This window comes from Streptomyces sp. NBC_01276 (genome assembly GCF_041435355.1).
GTDB lineage: Bacteria > Actinomycetota > Actinomycetes > Streptomycetales > Streptomycetaceae > Streptomyces.
On record NZ_CP108442.1, the window covers coordinates 6,381,327 to 6,399,409 of the forward strand.

Below are 18,083 nucleotides of genomic sequence, written 5' to 3' on the forward strand. Positions count from 1 at the left end.
CCCTGCCTGATAGTTAATGGTTTCCCCCTCCCTAAGATGGGCGCCGTGACCCCTGCCAAGGTGCTGACCCCCGCCGCCGCGAAGTCCCCCGCCTCCCCGAGCACCGCCCGGGCCATCAACGACCGCCTCGCCCTCGAACTCCTCCAGGAGGAGGGCCCGCTGACGGCGAGCCGGCTCAAGCAGCTCACCGGACTGTCCCGCCCCTCCGTGGCCGACCTCGTCGAACGGCTCACCGAGGCCGGGCTGATCGAGGTCGTGGGGGAGTCCGGCGAACAGCGCCGCGGCCCCAACGCCCGCCTCTACGGGATCGTCGCCCGCCGGGCCCACCTCGCCGCCCTGGACGTGCGGACCGACAGCGCGACCGCCGTGGTCACCGACCTGCTGGGCCGCCCGCTGGGCCGGACCGCGCTGCCCGTCGACGCGGTGGAGGAGGCCGTGGACCGGCTGGAGGCCCTGACCGCGCGGACGGGCGCCGGGGCGCTGCACACCGTGGTCGTGGGGGCCCCCGGCCTGGTCGCCCCGGGCGGCGGCGAGCTGCGCGGCACCGGCGCCCTGCCCGCCTGGCACCGGGACCTGGTCGCCGCCCTGCGGCGGCGGCTGCCCGCCACGGTGGCGGTCGAGAACGAGACCAACCTGGCGGCCCTGGCCGAGCAGCGCGCCGGGGCCGCCCGGGACCTGGACTCCTTCGTACTGCTGTGGCTCGGCGACGGCGTGGGCGCCGCCGTGGTCCTCGACGGGCGGCTGCGCCGGGGCGCCTCCGGCGGGGCCGGTGAGATCGGCTTCCTCCCGGTCCCCGGAACGGCCGGGCTGCCCTCCGCCACCGCATGCGCCGGCGGCTTCCACGCCCTGGCGGGCCGGTCGGCGGTCGGCGCCCTCGCGCGCGGGCACGGCTTCCGGGGGCCGGCCGAGGAGGCCGTCGCCGGGGCCGCCGGGGAGGCCTTCCTGGACGCGCTCGCGGAGCGGCTGGCGCTCGGGGCAGCGGCCGTCGCCGCGATCCTCGACCCCGGCTGCGTGGTACTCGGCGGCGGACTCGGCCACGCGGGCGGCGAGGCCCTGGCCGCCCGCGTCGAGCGCCGCCTCGCCACCCTCACCCCCGTACCGACCGAGGTCCGCGCCACCGCCCTCGGCGACCCGGCCGTCCTGGAGGGCGCCCGCCTGGCCGCCCGCGAAGCGGCCCAGTCGGTCCTCTTCGGCCCCTGACGGGTCACGGCCCGACCCCGCTACGGCCGCACGGTGACCGTGGCGGTGAAGCCGCAGCACTCGAAGGTGCGGACCGGAGCCCCGGACGTCCGCCCGATGCGCACCCCGTCGAGCACGGCCTTCGTGTCGGCCGAAGCGGCGACCACCGCGACGCCGCCGACACCGCCGTCGATCCGGTCGTCGCGGACCGTGAAGGAGCCGTCCTGCAGGGCCGTGCCGAAGTACGAACTCCGCACGATGTCGTTGTGCCCGATGGTGTCCGATCCGCCGACGGCGTAGATCCCGATGTGGTTGCCCACGAGCCGGTTGTGCTCGACCACCGTGCCCGGCGTCGTGGTGACGACGCCCGCGTGCTGGGTCTCGCCGAAGAAGTCCGGGCCGCAGAACGGGTCCGGTTCCCGGCAGTCGTTGCCGCTGATGGTGTTCCGGGTGACGCGCCCGGCCGCGCCCGCGACGAACCCGATCCCGTCGGTCGACAGCCGCGGGTGTCCGGTGACGGTGCTGTCGGTGACCGTGGCGCTCGAACCCGCGTTGAGGACGGTGACGGCCGAGCCCTGGTAGTCGGAGATCTCGCTGTCGTGGATCGACACCGAACCCGTCCCGGTCGGCAGGTCCCCCACGAAGACGGCCACCGCGCTGTGGGCGCAGGCCGCCGCGGGCGTGTCCGTGATGTGGCTGACGCGGGCGTGGCCGAGGTCGAGCCGGGCACCGCCCAGGACCCGGATGCCGGAGCCGAGCGCGCCGTCGTCGCAGGTCCCGGAGCCCGGCCCGCTGACGGCGAGCCGGGACAGTGCCACGGAGGCGCCGCCGTGGACCTCCACGATCGACGTGCCGCCGTCCTCGCCGGGGACCAGGGTCCGCGGAGCCAGGATCGTCGTCTTCCCGGCGCCCGAACCGGTGATCGACACGTCCTTGCCGATCACCACCTGCTCCCGGTAGACACCCGGCCGGACACTGATCCGGTCCCCGGGCCGGGCGGCGTCGATCGCGGCCTGGATCGTCGGGTACTTCCCCGGAACCAGCAGCTCGTGCGACGGCTTCGCCTCGGCCTGCAACGGCACCAACTGCCAGACGGCCGCGACGACGGCACACAGGCCCAGGCGCGCGGCCGTCCTGATCCGGGGATTCGCCATGTCTGTCTTCCACTCCCGTGCGCTGCTCCGCGGGCACCGCTCTGCCGCGGCCCGCCTGCCGACTGCGCGCGCAACGTATCCGGGGTGCGGGGCCCGCACCCCGGTGGACACCCGGCGGCGGTCCCGCTTCCCACGGACGGAGGACCGGCGGACCCGTTCACCGCCTCCCCGGGGCCCTCAGCCCCGGGCCGCCGTGCGCCGGTCCAGGAACTGTGCGAACGTGCCGCGGCCCACGGCACGGGCCGGGGCCAGGTGCCCGCCGCGCACGAAGGCGGCGTACGTCCGGCCCGCGAGCGGGACGCCCACCACCGGTCGCCGGCTCCCCGTCGCCGCGAGGTAGGTCCGGGCCCAGTCCGTCAGGGGGCGGACCTCGGGCCCGCCCATGTCCGGGACCCGGCCCGAGGGCCGCGGTGTCGCGAGCTCCGCCAGCCGGTCCGCGACCTCCCCGACGGCGATCGGCTGGACCCGTACGCCCCGGGGCAGCAGCACCACCGGCAGCTTCGCGGCGGTGGTCACCACCTGGGCCACCAGGTCGTGGAACTGGGTGGTGCGCAGGATCGTGACGCCCAGCCCGGACCCCTCCAGCAGGCGTTCCACCGCCAGTTTGGTCCGGTAGTAGCCGAAGGGGACCACGTCCACCCCGACGATCGAGATGTACACGAGGTTGCGGACGGTCCCGGCCCGGCGGGCCGCCCCGATCAGGTGCCGGGCGGCCTCCTCGTCGCCCCCGCGCGGGCTGCTCGCGCAGTGCACGAGCACCTCCGCGCCCGCGAGGGCCGCGTCCAGCCCCCGGCCGTCGCGCAGGTCGACCGGGTAGTGCTCCGAGTGCCGGCTCAGGACCCGGACCTCGTGGCCCGCCTCCCGCAGCCGGGCGGCGAGCGGGGTGCCCAGGGTGCCGGTGCCGCCGGTGACGACGATGGTGCTCATGGTGTGCGGGTCCTTCCGTCGGGAGTGCTCTCCCCCAGGTGACAGTCCGGCCCGCCGGAACGTGACACCCCGCGCCGGGGAGGACGCCGGAACGTGCGAGGACCCGGTGGCCGCCGGGCCACCGGGTCCTCACGTGTCACGCGGGGGGATCAGCAGGCTCCCTGGTCCTTCCAGACGCCCCAGTCGCCGGTGGTGCCGGGCTCCTCGTTCTGCGTCCACCACTGGGCCTTCCAGGTGTGGCCCTTGTGGGAGACGAGGCTGCCGCTGTTGTAGACCGTGCCCGCCACGTACGCAGGGCTCGCGCAGGTCCCGCCCGGAGGAGTGGTCGGGGGAGTGGTCGGCGGCGTCGTCGGGGGAGTGGTCGGCGGGGTGGTGGGAGGCGTGGTCGGGGGCGTGGTGGTGCCCGGTTCCACGACCGTCGTGCCGCGCGCCAGGTCGCCGGCCAGGGCGTACGTGGTGCCGGAGATGTTCACCGTCCAGTTGGAGGGGGTGGATACCGGCAGGTAGTAGTTGAACGCCAGGTCGACCGAGGCGCCGGGGGCCAGCGTCTGCCAGGCCGGCAGCTTCAGGGAGACCCGCTGGAAGTCCCCCTTCAGGCCGCCGACGTTGCTTCCGCTGTGACCGGTGGAGATCACCTTCGTGCCGAAGCCGGACTGGTCCGAGGCGTTGGCCGGGGCTGAGGTCCCGTAGTCGAACTGGAACTCCGTGCCGCCGGGCAGCGTGCTCTTCGTGTTGTTGGTGATCTTGAGCTTCGGGGTGATCGGGTAGTTGGAGTCGCCCAGCTTGAACTCGGTGAACTCCGTCTTGATGTCGACCGCCTGCGCCGGCAGGGCGGCGCCCGCCTTCTTCGCGCCGTACGGGGTGGCCGCCTTGAACTTGTCGTACATCAGGGAGGTGAGGGTGTCGCCCATCTCGTACTGGCCCTTGGCCGCGTTGTAGGAGTAGTCGCCCGCGAGCTCCCACACCATCGTGCCGCCGATGCCCTTGTCCACCACGTAGTCGGCCTTGGCGGCGACGGACTGCTCGTCCTCCGTCGACAGGAAGACCTTCTTCTGCGCGTTCCACAGCCACGGCGCCACCAGGGTGGAGTCGTACTTGCGGGCGTAGGTGCCGGTCAGCGTGGTGTTCGCGGGGAAGCCGTACTTCGTGACGTAGTCGCCTACGACGCCCTTCTCCAGGTTCTTCGCGTGCCACATCGGGTTGGAGCCCGCCGGGGACTCGACGCCGTTGGTGTCCAGGTCGTGCCAGAGGTTGTCGATGCCGACCGCGCCGTCACCGCACTTGGTCAGGCCCGCGCCGGCCGGGCAGGTGGTGGCCGGGGCCCTGCCCCACAGGCCGTCCGTGCCGCCCTGCACGTTCTTGAAGCCGCGGGTGTAGTACGGCAGGCCGATGTTGATCCGGCCCGACGGCATGGACCCGCGGAAGTAGTGGTAGGCCCAGTCGGTGTTCAGGTAGCCGGTGCCGCCGTACTGGGAGGTGGAGTAGACGCTCGCGGCGGCCAGCTCGCCGTCCTTGCCGTCGTCGAAGAGCGAGGCGTTGGGGCCGACGTACTCGTTCCAGGCGCCGTGCAGGTCGTAGGACATGATGTTGACGTAGTCCAGGTACTGCTGCATCTGGAAGGTCTCCATGCCCCGCAGCAGGTAGCCGGAGGAGGGGGCGGCGACGGAGAGCAGGTAGTGCCTGCCGTCGGCGGCGCCCGCGCGGTCGAGCCTCTCGCGCAGCGACTTCATCAGGGCCGCGTAGCCCTTGACGAGACCGGCCCGGCGGGCGTTGGACAGCTGCCAGTCCAGCGGGTTGCCCGCGTCCTTCATGGTGGTGGGGTACTCGTAGTCGATGTCGACGCCGTTGAAACCGTACGTGCGGATGAACTCCACCGAGGAGTCCGCGAAGGTGTCGATGCCCGCCTGGTTGACGGAGCCGTCGGCGTTGGTGGCCATCGAGTAGAAGCCGCCCGAGGCGACGCGGTTGCCGTCGTCGCCGAAGTACCCGCCGGTCTCCGCCCAGCCGCCCACGGAGATGAGCGTCTTGACGTTCGGGTACTGCTTCTTGAATTTGTTCAGGAGGTTGAAGTGGCCCTTGTAGGGGAGGGCCGGGTCCATCTCCGCGCCGGCGACGCCGGGCCAGGTCATCCCGGTGGCGGCGTTGTTCGCGTTGTCCGCGCCGACCGAGATCTTGTTGTCGGCCCCGACGTGGGCGAAGGCGTAGTTCAGGTGGGTGACCTTGGACCACGGGACGTTGCCGGCGAGGTAGGCGGGGGTGCCGTCCTTGCCCGTACGCCAGCCGGTGAAGTAGCCGATGACGCGGCGCTGGTGGTCGGCGCCCATCTTCTCGCGGCCTTCGGAGTCGTAGACCGAGCAGTACGGGACGTCCACGCCGGCGGTCTTGTAGAGACCGTCGGGGCGACAGCCCTCGTTGTCGGCGGCGTGGGAGACGCCCGTCGAGAGCCCGCCGACCAGCAGTCCGGCGATCGCGGCGCCGGATGCCAGGAGCAGGGCTCTCGTACGTGTGGGGGACGGCATGGTGCCTCCTGGGGAGGGGAGGATGGCAGGACACAACGTGCGGCAACGAGCAGGAACGTGGCGCTGGTTGGCCCGTGACGTGCGCACGTCGGCAGGCCGGCTCCCCGGGGAAGATGAAGGGAACGTTAAGAGGACTAGACCAACCCGTCAATAGGTCTGGACCAAAGCCGGGTGCGGGGGTGTCCACGGGTGCGGGTGGCGCGACTGCGCCGCTCAAGAACGGCTGGTTTGTGACCCAGGCCACAGCGCTTCACCCGCATGGCCCCCGATCCCCCGTGGCACACTGGCCGTAGTACCAGTAGCAGCGCACTCCGGGGTCGGTGTAATTCCGAACCGGCGGTATAGTCCGCGACCCGTCCGCATCCAGCGGCCGGTTGACCAGGTGAAATTCCTGGACCGACGGTTAAAGTCCGGATGGGAGGCAGTGCGCGGCGGGCCAGTCACCGGTACGCCGCCGTCGGCGGTCCATCGGCGTTTCCCCAAGGGACACGTGTCAGACGGACCGTGTTCCCGGCCTCGGCGTTCCCGCGTGTGCTCACCCGCTTCATCTGTCGTATCCCGACAGGCCCCGGAGTCCGTGCCCGATGAGGCAGGAGGACCCGGTGGCGAACCACGCCGACGCGAACGCAGTACACGGCACCGACGTGCCCGCCATGAGGCGTGCCATCGAGCTCGCCGCCCGCGGCCTCGGCTCCACCAGCCCCAACCCCGTCGTCGGCTGCGTGATCACCGACCCCTCCGGCGCCGTCGTGGGCGAGGGCTGGCACGAACGGGCAGGCGGCCCGCACGCCGAGGTCCACGCCCTGCGCCAGGCGGGCGCGGCGGCCCGCGGCGGCACCGCGTACGTCACCCTCGAACCCTGCAACCACACCGGCCGCACGGGCCCCTGCGCCCAGGCCCTGATCGAGGCCGGCGTCACCCGCGTGCTCTACGCCGTGGCCGACCCGAACCCGCAGGCCAGCGGCGGTGGCGCCACCCTGCGCGCGGCGGGGATCACCGCCGAGGGCGGACTGCTCCGCGCGGAGGCCGAGGCGGGCAACGCCGCCTGGCTGACCTCCGTACGGCTCGGCCGCCCCCACGTCACCTGGAAGTACGCCGCCACCCTCGACGGCCGCAGCGCCGCCGCGGACGGCACCAGCCGGTGGATCACCTCCGCCGAGTCCCGGGCCGACGTCCACCGGCTGCGCGCCGAGTGCGACGCCGTCCTCGTCGGCGGCGGCACCCTGCGCGAGGACGACCCACACCTCGCCGTCCGCGGCGTCGTGGGCGCGACCCAGCCCCTGCGGATCGCCCTCGACACCCACGCCACCGTGCTGCCCACCGCCCGCATCCTCGACGACGCCGCACCCACCCTGATCGTCGTCGGCGAGGACGCCGACACCCGGCACCTGCCCGGTGTCGAGGTCCTGCGCATGCCGCTGCGCGACGGCCACATCGGCGTCCACGACCTGCTCGGCCGGCTCTACGCCCGCGGCGTGCGCTCCCTCTTCCTGGAAGGCGGACCCACCCTCGCGGGCACCTTCCTGCGGGCCGGAGCCGTCGACCGGGTGATCGGCTACCTCGCCCCGGCCCTCCTCGGCGCGGGCCCCGCCGCCCTCGCCGGCGCCGGCGTGGACACCATCTCCGACGCGGTGCGCCTCGACCTCACCGAGGCCGTCCGCGTCGGCCCCGATCTCCGCATCACCGCAGTCCCCACCGTCCGCACGCCCCTCAAGGAGCACTGAGTGTTCACCGGAATCGTCGAAGAACTGGGCGAGGTCACCGCCGTCGAGCAGCTCGCCGAAGCCTCCCGCTTCCGCCTGCGCGGCCCCGTGGTGACCGAGGACGCCAAGCACGGCGACTCGATCGCCGTCAACGGCGTCTGCCTGACCGTCGTGGAGACCGCCGACGGCGAGTTCACCGCCGACGTCATGCAGGAGACCCTCGACCGCTCCAGCCTCGGTGCGCTGACCGCGGGCTCCCGGGTCAACCTGGAGCGCCCCATGGCCCTCGGCGGACGCCTCGGCGGCCACCTCGTCCAGGGCCACGTGGACGGCACCGGCGAGATCCTCTCCCGTACCCCTTCGGAGCACTGGGAGCTCGTCCGGATCGCGCTCCCGGAGAAGCTTTCAAGGTACGTCGTAGAGAAGGGCTCTATCACTGTGGACGGCGTCAGCCTCACCGTGGTCGAGGCCGCCGCCGACTCCTTCACCATCAGCCTCATCCCCACCACCCTCGCGCTGACCACCCTGGGCATCAAGCAGCCCGGTGAGCCGGTCAACCTCGAAGTCGACGTCCTCGCGAAGTACGTCGAGCGCCTCCTCGCGGCCGGCGTGGACCCCCTGGCAGCGACCCCCAACGACACGGAGGAAACGGACCGGTGAGCGCCCTGACCTGGCTGAACTCCGAAGCCTTCACCGCCTTCGGCCAGAAGATCATCTGGTCGGACGCGATCGGCAACACCATGGGCCTGGCCGCCCTCGCCCTCGGCTGGCGGCGTTCCATATGGACCTGGCCGACCCAGTTCCTCTCCGGCGCCATCCTCTTCGTCGCGTTCGCCGCCGGGCACCTCTCCGGCAACGCCGGCAAGCAGGTCGTCGTCATGGTGGTCGCCCTGTGGGGCTGGACGATGTGGAGCCGCGGCAAGCGGCAGGCCCAGGACGCCTCCCTGGCCGTCCGCTTCGCCACCTGGCGCGAGCGCGGCCTGCTCCTCGGCGCCGCCGCCGTCGGCACGCTGGCCGTCACCGGGCTGTTCACCCTCTACCCGTGGATGTCCTGGAACCCGCTGCCGGACGCCTACATCTTCGTCGGCACCATCGTCGCCATGTACGCCCAGGCCAAGGGACTCGTCGAGTTCTGGTTCGCCTGGCTGCTCGTCGACGCGGTCGGCGTCCCCCTCGCCTTCACCAGCGGCTACGCCTTCTCCGCCTTCGTCTACGTGATCTACGGAGCCCTCGTGCTCTGGGGCGCCTACGACTGGTACCAGCGCTCGCGCACCACCCCCGCCCCGGCCCTCGAAGGAGCAACGGCATGACCCCCCTCAAGCCCGTGCCCGACGTCCCCGAATCCGGCCCGCAGGAGACCTTCCTCCTCGACCCCGTCGAGCAGGCCATCCGCGACATCGCCGCCGGCCGCCCCGTGGTCGTCGTCGACGACGAGGACCGCGAGAACGAGGGCGACCTCGTCATCGCCGCCGAGAAGGCCACCCCCGAGATCATCGCGTTCATGATGAGCGAGTGCCGCGGCCTGATCTGCGCCCCCATGGAGGGCCCGGAGCTGGACCGCCTGGAACTCCCGCAGATGGTCCGGCACAACACCGAGTCGATGCAGACGGCCTTCACCGTCTCCGTCGACGCGAGCGGCGCCCACGGCGTCACCACCGGCATCTCCGCCGCCGACCGCGCCACCACCCTGCGCCTGCTCGCCAACGGCACCTCCGAGGCCGCGGACTTCGTCCGCCCCGGCCACGTCTTCCCGCTGCGCGCCAAGCCCGGCGGCGTGCTGGTCCGCAACGGCCACACCGAGGCCGCCGTCGACCTCGCCCGCCTCGCGGGCCTGCGCCCGGCCGGCGCCATCGTGGAGATCGCCGGCGAGGACGGCGTCATGCTGCGCCTGCCCGAGCTGATCCCCTTCGCCCGCAAGCACGGCCTGACGATCATCTCCATCGAGGACCTGATCGCCTTCCGCCGCTCCGCCGAGCCGACCGTCCGGCGCGAGGCCGAGGTCAGCCTGCCGACCGCCGCCGGCGAGTTCACCGCGTACGGCTTCCGCTCCACCGTCGACGGCGTCGAGCACGTCGCCCTCGTCCACGGCGAGGTCGGCGACGGCGAGGACGTCCTGGTCCGGATGCACTCCGAATGCCTGACCGGCGACATCTTCCAGTCCCAGCGCTGCGACTGCGGCCCCCAGCTCCAGGCCGCCATGGCCCGCATCCAGGCCGAGGGCCGCGGGGTGGTCGTCTACCTGCGCGGCCACGAGGGCCGGGGCATCGGCCTGCTGTCCAAGCTGCGCGCCTACGAGCTCCAGGAGCGCGGTCGCGACACGCTGGACGCCAACCTGGAACTCGGCCTCCCCGCCGACGCCCGCGACTACGGGGCCGGCGCCCAGATCCTCGCCGACCTCGGCGTGCGCAGCGTCCGGCTGCTGACCAACAACCCCGACAAGTCCGACGCGCTCGTCCGCCACGGCATCGCCGTCAGCGGCCGGGAGCAGATGCCCATCGAGGCCGGCGAGCACAACCTGCGCTACCTGCGCACCAAGCGCGACCGGATGGGCCACGACCTGCCCTGGCTGGAGGGGGCCGTCCCCACCTCCGCCTGCGGCAACCAGTGACCCCGTCACACACACCCGTCACACACACCCGTACCACCACCACGAAGAACCGAGGAGCAGAGCTGTGAGCGGCAAGGGCGCACCCGAACTGAGCGTGAAGAACTGCGGAGACCTCCGGGTGGCCGTGATCGCGGCCCAGTGGCACGAGAAGGTCATGGACGGACTCGTCGACGGCGCCCTGCGGGCCCTGCACGAGCTGGGCATCGACGAGCCCACCCTGCTCCGCGTCCCCGGCAGCTTCGAGCTGCCGGTCGTGGCGAAGGTACTCGCCGGTCGCGGTTACGATGCCATCGTCGCCCTCGGAGTGGTCATCCGCGGCGGCACCCCGCACTTCGACTACGTCTGCCAGGGCGTCACCCAAGGCCTGGTACAGGTGTCGATCGACACCGGAGTCCCCGTTGGCTTCGGCGTCTTGACCTGCGACAACGATGAGCAGGCGCTGGACCGCGCCGGACTCGAAGGGTCGAACGAGGACAAGGGGCACGAAGCGGTCACCGCCGCCGTCTCCACCGCCATGACCCTGCGGACCGTCAGCGAACCCTGGCGCTGAGCGCCGGCGCGGGACCCCTTATTCTGAGGACCATCATGGCGAACAATCCCAAGACCTTCGAGGAGCTCTTCACCGAGCTCCAGCTCAAGGCCGCCAACGGCGACCCCAGCACCTCGCGCACCGCCGAGCTCGTCGGCAAGGGCGTCCATGCCATCGGCAAGAAGGTCGTCGAGGAGGCCGCCGAGGTCTGGATGGCCGCCGAGTACGAGGGCAAGGAAGCCGCCGCCGAAGAGATCTCCCAGCTGCTGTACCACGTTCAGGTGATGATGGTGGCGCGCGGGATCTCCCTCGACGACGTCTACGCGCACCTCTAGGCCGCAGCTCCTCGCCGCGGGTCCCGCGCCCGCACGCCCACGCACCCCTTTCGCATCCACGCCACGCACCCAAGGAAGCCCCATGCTGCGCATCGCCGTCCCCAACAAGGGTTCACTCTCCGGACCGGCGTCGGCGATGCTCCATGAGGCCGGCTACCGCCAGCGCAAGGAGTCCAAGGAACTCGTCACGGTCGACCCCGACAACGAGGTCGAGTTCTTCTACCTCCGCCCGAAGGACATCGCGATCTACGTCGCGTCGGGCAAGCTCGACATCGGCATCACCGGCCGCGACCTGCTGCTCGACTCCGGGGCCAACGCCGAGGAGATCCTGCCGCTGAACTTCGGCCGGTCCACCTTCCGCTACGCCACCAAGCCCGGCACCGCCAAGGGCCCCGAGGACTTCGGCGGCATGACGATCGCCACCTCCTACGAGGGCATCGTCGCCAAGCACCTCGCCGACCAGGGCATCGACGCCTCCGTCGTCCACCTGGACGGCGCCGTCGAGACCGCCATCGAACTGGGCGTCGCGCAGGTCATCGCCGACGTCGTCGAGACCGGCACCAGCCTGCGCAACGCCGGCCTGGAGGTCATCGGCGAGCCGATCCTCAAGTCCGAGGCCACCGTCATCCGCCGTACCGGCGCCGGCGTCGACGAGCCCAAGGTCGCGCAGTTCCTGCGCCGCCTCCAGGGCGTCCTCGTGGCCCGCAGCTACGTGATGATGGACTACGACTGCCGCGCCGAGCACCTGGAGCGCGCCGTCGCCCTCACCCCGGGCCTGGAGTCGCCGACGATCTCCCCGCTCCACAACGAGGGCTGGGTCGCCGTCCGCGCCATGGTCCCCGCCAAGGAAGCCCAGCGGATCATGGACGACCTGTACGAGCTCGGCGCCCGTGCGATCCTCACCACCTCGATCCACGCCTGCCGGCTCTGACCCGTACGCCGTCCCGATCCGTACGCCCCCTCCAGAAGGCATCACCAGCGCCATGAGCGAGTCCGCCGCCCCGTCCGCCCCACCCGCCCTGCCGGTCACCTTCCGGCCGACCCGCACCCGGGCGGTGCTGCTGGGCGTCGGGCTCGCCATGTTCGCCACGATCACCGCGATCGCGCTGCTCCTGGAGAGCCTCAGCCCCGGCGAACGGGTCAGCTTCATCGTCACCGCCGCACTGATGTCCTCCGTCCTCGTCCTGCTCAGCCGCCCCAAGGTGGTCGCGGACGAGACGGGCGTCACCGTGGTCAACCTGACCACCACCCGCCGCCTCGAATGGCCGCAGATCCTGCGGGTCAACCTCCGCCCCGGCGACCCCTGGGTGTTCCTGGACCTCAGCGACGGCACCAGCCTGCCCGTCCTCGGCATCCAGCCCGGCATCGCCAGGGCCCGCGCGATCGACGACGCCCGCGCCCTGCGCGCCCTCGCCGAGACCAGGGGAAGCGGCGCCACCGGCAGCTGAGCCCGCCCGGTCTCCTCGCTGCGTCCCATTGCGGCCGCGATCTCAATGACTAACCTGGTGGCGGGGCGCGCACGTGCGCCCTCCCACCCGCCCCGGGACCCCGTGGCCCGTGGGCACCTTCGACCAGAGGAGTGACTCCCTCCAGCAATGGACGGATCGTCCGGTAGTACCCGCGCCGCCCTCCCCGCGGAGGCGGCGGCATGACCATCCCGCTACTCCTGCTCGTGGCGGCCTTCGCCCTGATCCTCGCCAACGGTTTCTTCGTGGCGGCCGAGTTCGGCCTCGTCACGGTCGAGAGACCCGAGGCCGAACGCGCCGCGGCCGAAGGCGACCGCCGCGCCCGCACGGTCGTCGAAGCCCTCCGGGAGCTGTCCTTCCAGCTCTCCGGCACCCAGCTCGGCATCACCATCACCTCGCTCGTCGTCGGCATGCTCGCCGAACCGGCCCTCGCCGCACTCCTGTCGGGGCCGCTCGCCGCGACCGGCCTGCCCCGCGGAGCCGTCCCCGGCGCGGCCGTCGTCCTCGGCATGCTGCTCGCCTCCGCCGTCCAGATGGTCGTCGGCGAACTCGTCCCGAAGAACTGGGCGGTCTCCCGTCCGCTCCAGGTGGCCCGCGTCGTGGCCGGCCCCCAGCAGGTCTTCTCCCGGGCCTTCCGGCCCGTCATCGCCACCCTCAACGCCGTCGCGAACCGCCTCGTGCGGGCGCTCGGCGTCGAACCCGCCGAGGAGATGGCCTCCGCCCGCACCCCCGGCGAACTGGTCTCCCTGGTCCGCCATTCGGCCCAGGCCGGCGCCCTCGAACAGGACACCGCCGACCTCTTCGTACGGACCCTCTCGCTGGGCGAGCTCACCGCCCAGCACGTCATGACCCCCCGCGTGAAGGTCAGCGCCCTCCAGCACACGGCCACCGCGGCCGACGTCCTGAACCTGACCCGCGCCACCGGCCTGTCCCGCTTCCCGGTCTACCGCGAGCGGATCGACGAGATCACCGGCGTGGTCCACCTCAAGGACGCCCTCGCCGTGCCCGAGGCGGAACGCTCCCGCACCACCGTCAACCGCATCTGCGTCACCCCGCTGCTGGTGCCCGGCTCCCTGCCGGTGCAGCCCCTGCTGGAACGGTTGCGCAGCGAACAGCCCATGGCCGTGGTCGTCGACGAGTACGGCGGCACGGCCGGGGTGGTCACCCTGGAGGACATCGTGGAGGAACTCGTCGGCGAGGTCCGCGACGAGCACGACCTCGCCGAGGACGGCAGCCCCGAACTGGCCGCCGTGCCCGCCGAGGACGGCCGCCCCTCCTGGGAGGCCGACGGCAGCTGCCGCGTCCACACCCTGCGCCGCATAGGCCTGGAGGTCCCCGAGGGCCCCTACGAGACCGTCGCCGGCCTCGTCGCCGACCTGCTGGGCCGGATCCCCGCCCCCGGTGACCGCGCGGAGCTGCCCGGCTGGAAGCTGTCCGTCCGCCAGGTCCGCCGCTACCGGGCCGAACGCGTCCGACTGGTGCGCACCGCCCCGCTCGGAGCCGTCCCGGCCCCGGCCGAACCGGAACCGGCGGGCCGCCGGTGAACGCCCTCCAGCTCCTCTTCGCCCTGCTCCTCGTCCTGGCCAACGGCTTCTTCGTCGGCGCCGAGTTCGCGCTCGTCTCCGTACGCCGCAGCCAGATCGAGCCCCTGGCGGCCGGCTCCAAGCGGGCCCGCCAGGTGCTCCACGGCCTGGAGAACCTGCCGCGCATGATGGCCGCCGCCCAGTTCGGCATCACCATGTGCTCGCTCACCCTCGGCGCGGTCGCCGAGCCCACCGTGGCCCGGCTCCTGGAACCCCTCTTCGAGGCCGCCCACGTGCCGGTGGGCCTGGTCCACCCCCTCGGGTACGCCTTCGCCCTCGCCGCCGTGGTCTTCCTGCACCTGGTCATCGGCGAGATGGTCCCGAAGAACCTCGCCATGGCCGCCCCCGAGCGGACCGCCCTGTGGTTCAGCCCCGGCCTGGTCGCCTTCGCCCGCCTCTGCGGGCCGGTGACCAGCGCCCTGGGCGCCTGCGCCGCGCTCGTCCTGCGACTGTTCAAGGTCGAGCCGAAGGACGAGGTCGAGGCCGTCTACACCAGCGCCCAGCTCGGCCGGCTCGTCGAGGACTCCCGGCAGGCCGGACTCCTCGAACCCGTCGAGCAGGAACGCCTGGAGGACGCCCTCGAACTGGGGAGCCGCCCGGTCACCGACGTCCTGCTGGCCCCCGGCCGGCTCGTCACCGTCGGCCCGGCCGTCACCCCGCGCCAGATCGAACAGCTGACCGTGCGCACCGGCTACTCGCGCTTCCCGGTCCGCTCCGACACCGGTGCCTTCATGGGCTACCTCCACGTCAAGGACGTCCTCGACCTGGAGGACCGCGAGCGGGCCGTCCCGCAGCGGGTGTGGCGCCGGATGACCGTCCTGTGCTCCACCCTCCCGCTGGACGACGCCCTCAGCGTCATGCGCCGCGACGCCACCCACCTGGCGCAGGTCGCCGACCCGGCCGGCCGGGTCCTGGGCCTGGTCGCCCTGGAGGACGTCCTGGAGATGCTGGTCGGCGAGGTCCGCGACCCCGCCCACCGCACCTACGCGCGCAGCGCCTAGCGGGCCGCGCGCACCACCGTCCGGAGCACGGTCCGGGCCCCCTACACCGGGGGCTCGGACCGTCCCGGGCCGTCGGGGCCGCGCCCCGACAGGACCTCCCCGTACGCCTGCATCAGGTCGGCCAGCCGCAGCGTCGCCAGGTCGTCCCGCGAGGGCTCCCCGGAGAACCCCGCCAGCCGCAGGTCCCGGTACGCGCAGCTCTTCTCGTACAGCGTCCGCAGGAACCGCCCGTTGCCGAGCTCGTCGATCCAGCCCTGCTCCACCACGTGCCCGCTGACGCTGCGCAGCTCCTCCAGGGCCTCCTCGTCCCACCGGTCCCCGTTCGCGTCGGCCAGCACCCCGCCGATCGAGGTCAGTTCCGCGGGGCGGTAGCTCGGGAAGTCCACCCGGGTGGTGAACCGCGAGGACAGCCCCGGATTGGCGGCCAGCAGCCGGTCCATCCCCGCCGGGTAGCCGGCCAGGATCACCACCAGGTGGTCCCGGTTGTCCTCGGCCCGCTTGAGCAGCACCTGGAGGGCCTCGTCCCCGTACGCGTCGCCCTTGCTGTAGCCCGAGTTGGACAGGCTGTACGCCTCGTCCACGAACAGCACCCCGCCGATCGCCGAGTCGATCAGCTCGTTCGCCTTGACGGCGGTCTGCCCCAGGAACTCCCCGACCAGATCGGCCCGTTGCGCCTCCACCAGGTGGTCGCCGCCCAGCAGCCCGAGCGCGTAGAACACCCGGCCCAGGATCCGGGCCACCGTGGTCTTGCCGGTGCCCGAGGGGCCCGAGAAGACGAAGTGCCGCTTCGGCGGCTGTACCGGCAGCCCCTGGGCCGCCCGCAGCCGGGCCATGTGCAGCTGCGCCGACAGGGCCTTCACCTGCCGCTTCACCGGCTCCAGGCCCACCATCCGCTCCAGCTCGGCCAGCGCCTCGGCCAGCGCCCGCGGGTCGGCGGGCCCGGTCGGCAGCCCCGACGGGACGCCCTGCGCGGGCAGGGACACCTTGTGCCGTACGCCGTCCGGCCGTCCCGAGCCCCCGCCGACCGGGCCGAACCGCTGGTCCACCGGCTCCCCGGGCGTCGGCGGATCCGGATCCACCTGCCCGTCCGCGGCGATGTCCTGCACGGGCCCGCCGCCCCCGCCGCCCAGCGCCACCGCCGTGTAGTCCCCGCCGAGGGAGGACAGCCCGTGCCCGGCGAAGCCCTCGGCGCTGTGCCCGCCGTAGCCGGCGTACCCGGCCATGTCGTCGGGGTCGCTGCTGTCCGCGATGGCCGTCAGCCGGGCCGCCGTGTCCATGAACGCCGGGTCCACCCGGTGCACCGCCCGGTACAGCGGCAGGGCCGCCGCGCTGCGCCCCGTCCCCTCGTGCGCCCGCGCCAGCCAGTACCGCAGCTCCTTGCGCTGCGGCTGCTCGCTGCGGCAGCGCATCAGCGCCGCCGAGAGCATCGGCTCCGCCTGCCCGTACATCTCCAGCCGGACCCGGGCCATCCCGCCGAAGAGCCCCGCCTCGATCCCCAGCAGCGGATCGTCCACCAGCGGCTCGGTCTGGCGTACGAGCTGGTCCCAGTCCTTGACCAGGTAGGCCCGGCAGGCGTGCAGGAACCGCACCTGCGGGTCGGTGTCCACCGGCGGCAGGGCGGCCAGCGCCTGGTCCAGCTCGGGGACGTGCCGACCGTCCAGCCAGTGCGAGGCGTGGGCCAGCAGCAGGTCCCGTCGGCTCTCCAGCACCGGCTGTACCCACCAGCCCAGCCAGTACCAGGAGTTGAGGGTCCGTCGGTGCCGGGCCCGCTGCTCGCCGAAGCGGTCGCGGTGGGCGTACATCCGCAATAACGCGTTGGTCGTGTCCACCCGCAGCGCGTGCAGGCCCAGCCAGGCGTCGGCCATGGCGGGATCGAGCCTGACGGCCGCCCGGAACTCCTCCTCGGCCTGCGGGTACGCGCCCATCGTGCAGGCGTCCACCCCGCGCAGCCAGGCGAGTTCGGCCGGGGCGTGTGCGCTGCCCGGCATGCCGAAGTCCATCACATCCCCCACAAGCCAGCCCCGTGGTGCGCGGAACACTCCGTGCCGCGCACGCAGAGGTGTCCACCCCGCCGATGAAATCAGGGCTGCATCGTACCCGCGGTGACGCACCTTACCCAGGGTGCGGGGGGCACGGGTCGTGGGTGGGCCCCCGGGGCGCGGGGTGACTCAGGGTGAAGGGGGGAGGGTGGAGCGGCGCGCTCCGGGCCCCTCCGGATCCGGAACGGGGCAGAGCGGAGCCCCCGATCACGGGGGAACAATCGGGGGCTCCGCGTCCGCGGCGGCCTTCGCAGACCGCTCATTCAGAACGTAAGGCCGTTCGCGGGGCCCGGTCAAGCGGCTCGGAGCAGGCCCGCGCGGGCCGTTGTGCGAGAGCGCTCAGGCCTGGGGGAGTCCGTCACTTTCGGTGACGGACGTGCCAGTTCCGGAGGTCGCAGGGGCCCCGGAAGTCCACTCGTATCCCGTACCTCTCTGGTGTACCAGAGTGTCCGCGAAGGGGCGCGAAGGGTCGCCGGAGAAGTGCGCGAGCTCCGCGCGCTCCCACCCGTCCCAGAAGTCGGAGAGTTCGCGCCCGTCCCGCCGCCGGCCCCGGCCCCAGGACCGCTCCCGGGGCGTCTCCATCCACAGCAGCCGCGCCAGGTGCGGCCGCAGCGCCCGGCGTCCGGCCCCGACGCCCTCGACGAGCAGCACGGGCGCCGGCTCCAGGACCCGCGGGGGCCCGAAGCGGCGCTCCACCCAGTCGTACGGGGTCCAGTGCGCGGCCCGGCCCTCGGCGAGCGGCTCCAGCACCTGGGAGCGCAGCCGCTCCGGCCAGCCGAACGGCTCCTCGTGGGTGGCCACGTCGTCCAGCCGCAGCACCGGCGCCCCGCCCAGGGCCCCCGCCAGGCGCCCGGCGAAGGTGCTCTTGCCGGAGCCGGCGTGTCCGTCGATCCCGATCAGCCGGACCGGTCCGAGGGAGGGGGGCAGGACGGCGAGCTCCCGCGCGAGCGATTCGAGTGACTGCTGTGGCTCCACCCGGCCAGCGTACGGCCCGCCCCCGGTTCGCCCACGACACGGACCCGGGGCTTCGCCGCCGTACG

General features: G+C 72.9%; 16 protein-coding genes and 1 riboswitch. Of the genes, 11 read left to right on the top strand and 5 right to left on the bottom strand.

Annotation, left to right across the window (positions count from 1 at the left end; genetic code table 11):
* Positions 1-36 precede the first annotated feature (36 nt).
* Positions 37-1,200, top strand: coding sequence for an ROK family protein (locus tag OG295_RS28785; protein WP_371679524.1), 1,164 nt, complete (start codon positions 37-39; stop codon positions 1,198-1,200).
* 20 nt (positions 1,201-1,220) lie between these two features.
* On the opposite strand, the gene OG295_RS28790 is transcribed toward OG295_RS28785, so the two are convergent.
* The 3 genes from OG295_RS28790 to OG295_RS28800 all read right to left on the bottom strand — a co-directional run bounded on the left by OG295_RS28790 (position 1,221) and on the right by OG295_RS28800 (position 5,779).
* Positions 1,221-2,333 carry a right-handed parallel beta-helix repeat-containing protein gene (locus OG295_RS28790; RefSeq protein ID WP_371679525.1) on the bottom strand — a complete coding sequence of 371 codons (1,113 nt, stop codon included), beginning with the start codon at positions 2,331-2,333 and terminating at the stop codon, positions 1,221-1,223.
* Positions 2,334-2,510: 177 nt separating this feature from the next.
* On the bottom strand, positions 2,511-3,260 hold the full coding sequence (locus OG295_RS28795) for an SDR family oxidoreductase (RefSeq protein WP_371679526.1): 750 nt from the start codon (positions 3,258-3,260) through the stop codon (positions 2,511-2,513).
* Between the two features lie 149 nt (positions 3,261-3,409).
* A complete protein-coding gene (locus OG295_RS28800; RefSeq protein ID WP_371679527.1) occupies positions 3,410-5,779 on the bottom strand; it encodes a chitinase C-terminal domain-containing protein in 2,370 nt (789 codons plus the stop codon).
* Between the two features lie 302 nt (positions 5,780-6,081).
* A riboswitch (FMN riboswitch) is annotated at positions 6,082-6,211 on the top strand.
* A gap of 152 nt (positions 6,212-6,363) precedes the next feature.
* Between OG295_RS28800 and ribD the strand changes: the two genes are divergently transcribed.
* From ribD to OG295_RS28850, 10 genes are all read left to right on the top strand, one after another.
* Positions 6,364-7,503 (top strand): bifunctional diaminohydroxyphosphoribosylaminopyrimidine deaminase/5-amino-6-(5-phosphoribosylamino)uracil reductase RibD, encoded by a 1,140-nt coding sequence (gene ribD, locus OG295_RS28805; protein ID WP_371679528.1) that lies wholly within the window; start codon positions 6,364-6,366, stop codon positions 7,501-7,503.
* The gene (locus tag OG295_RS28810) at positions 7,504-8,142 is read left to right on the top strand and encodes a riboflavin synthase (protein WP_371679529.1); all 639 of its coding nucleotides are present in this window, start codon (positions 7,504-7,506) and stop codon (positions 8,140-8,142) included.
* Complete coding sequence (locus OG295_RS28815) at positions 8,139-8,792, top strand: nicotinamide riboside transporter PnuC (protein ID WP_371679530.1); 654 nt, start codon at positions 8,139-8,141, stop codon at positions 8,790-8,792. The genes OG295_RS28810 and OG295_RS28815 overlap by 4 nt, the downstream gene beginning before the upstream one ends.
* A complete protein-coding gene (locus OG295_RS28820; protein ID WP_371679531.1) occupies positions 8,789-10,090 on the top strand; it encodes a bifunctional 3,4-dihydroxy-2-butanone-4-phosphate synthase/GTP cyclohydrolase II in 1,302 nt (433 codons plus the stop codon). Before OG295_RS28815 ends, OG295_RS28820 begins: the two co-directional genes overlap by 4 nt.
* Positions 10,091-10,154: 64 nt before the next feature.
* The gene (gene ribH, locus OG295_RS28825; protein ID WP_007262951.1) at positions 10,155-10,640 is read left to right on the top strand and encodes a 6,7-dimethyl-8-ribityllumazine synthase; all 486 of its coding nucleotides are present in this window, start codon (positions 10,155-10,157) and stop codon (positions 10,638-10,640) included.
* A 35-nt stretch (positions 10,641-10,675) separates the two neighbouring features.
* Entirely contained in the window at positions 10,676-10,954 is a 279-nt protein-coding gene (locus tag OG295_RS28830; RefSeq protein ID WP_356217956.1) for a phosphoribosyl-ATP diphosphatase, read from the top strand.
* A gap of 82 nt (positions 10,955-11,036) precedes the next feature.
* On the top strand, positions 11,037-11,885 hold the full coding sequence (hisG, locus tag OG295_RS28835; protein ID WP_371679532.1) for an ATP phosphoribosyltransferase: 849 nt from the start codon (positions 11,037-11,039) through the stop codon (positions 11,883-11,885).
* Between the two features lie 52 nt (positions 11,886-11,937).
* The gene (locus tag OG295_RS28840; protein WP_371679533.1) at positions 11,938-12,402 is read left to right on the top strand and encodes a PH domain-containing protein; all 465 of its coding nucleotides are present in this window, start codon (positions 11,938-11,940) and stop codon (positions 12,400-12,402) included.
* A gap of 200 nt (positions 12,403-12,602) precedes the next feature.
* Positions 12,603-13,964 carry a hemolysin family protein gene (locus tag OG295_RS28845; protein ID WP_371679534.1) on the top strand — a complete coding sequence of 454 codons (1,362 nt, stop codon included), beginning with the start codon at positions 12,603-12,605 and terminating at the stop codon, positions 13,962-13,964.
* Positions 13,961-15,004 (top strand): hemolysin family protein, encoded by a 1,044-nt coding sequence (locus tag OG295_RS28850; protein WP_371679535.1) that lies wholly within the window; start codon positions 13,961-13,963, stop codon positions 15,002-15,004. The genes OG295_RS28845 and OG295_RS28850 overlap by 4 nt, the downstream gene beginning before the upstream one ends.
* Positions 15,005-15,045: 41 nt before the next feature.
* Here the strand turns inward: OG295_RS28850 and OG295_RS28855 are convergent, their stop codons facing one another.
* Both OG295_RS28855 and OG295_RS28860 read right to left on the bottom strand, forming a co-directional pair.
* A complete protein-coding gene (locus OG295_RS28855; protein ID WP_371679536.1) occupies positions 15,046-17,004 on the bottom strand; it encodes an AAA family ATPase in 1,959 nt (652 codons plus the stop codon).
* Between the two features lie 378 nt (positions 17,005-17,382).
* The gene (locus tag OG295_RS28860) at positions 17,383-18,018 is read right to left on the bottom strand and encodes a uridine kinase (RefSeq protein ID WP_371679537.1); all 636 of its coding nucleotides are present in this window, start codon (positions 18,016-18,018) and stop codon (positions 17,383-17,385) included.
* Between the last annotated feature and the right edge of the window lie 65 nt (positions 18,019-18,083).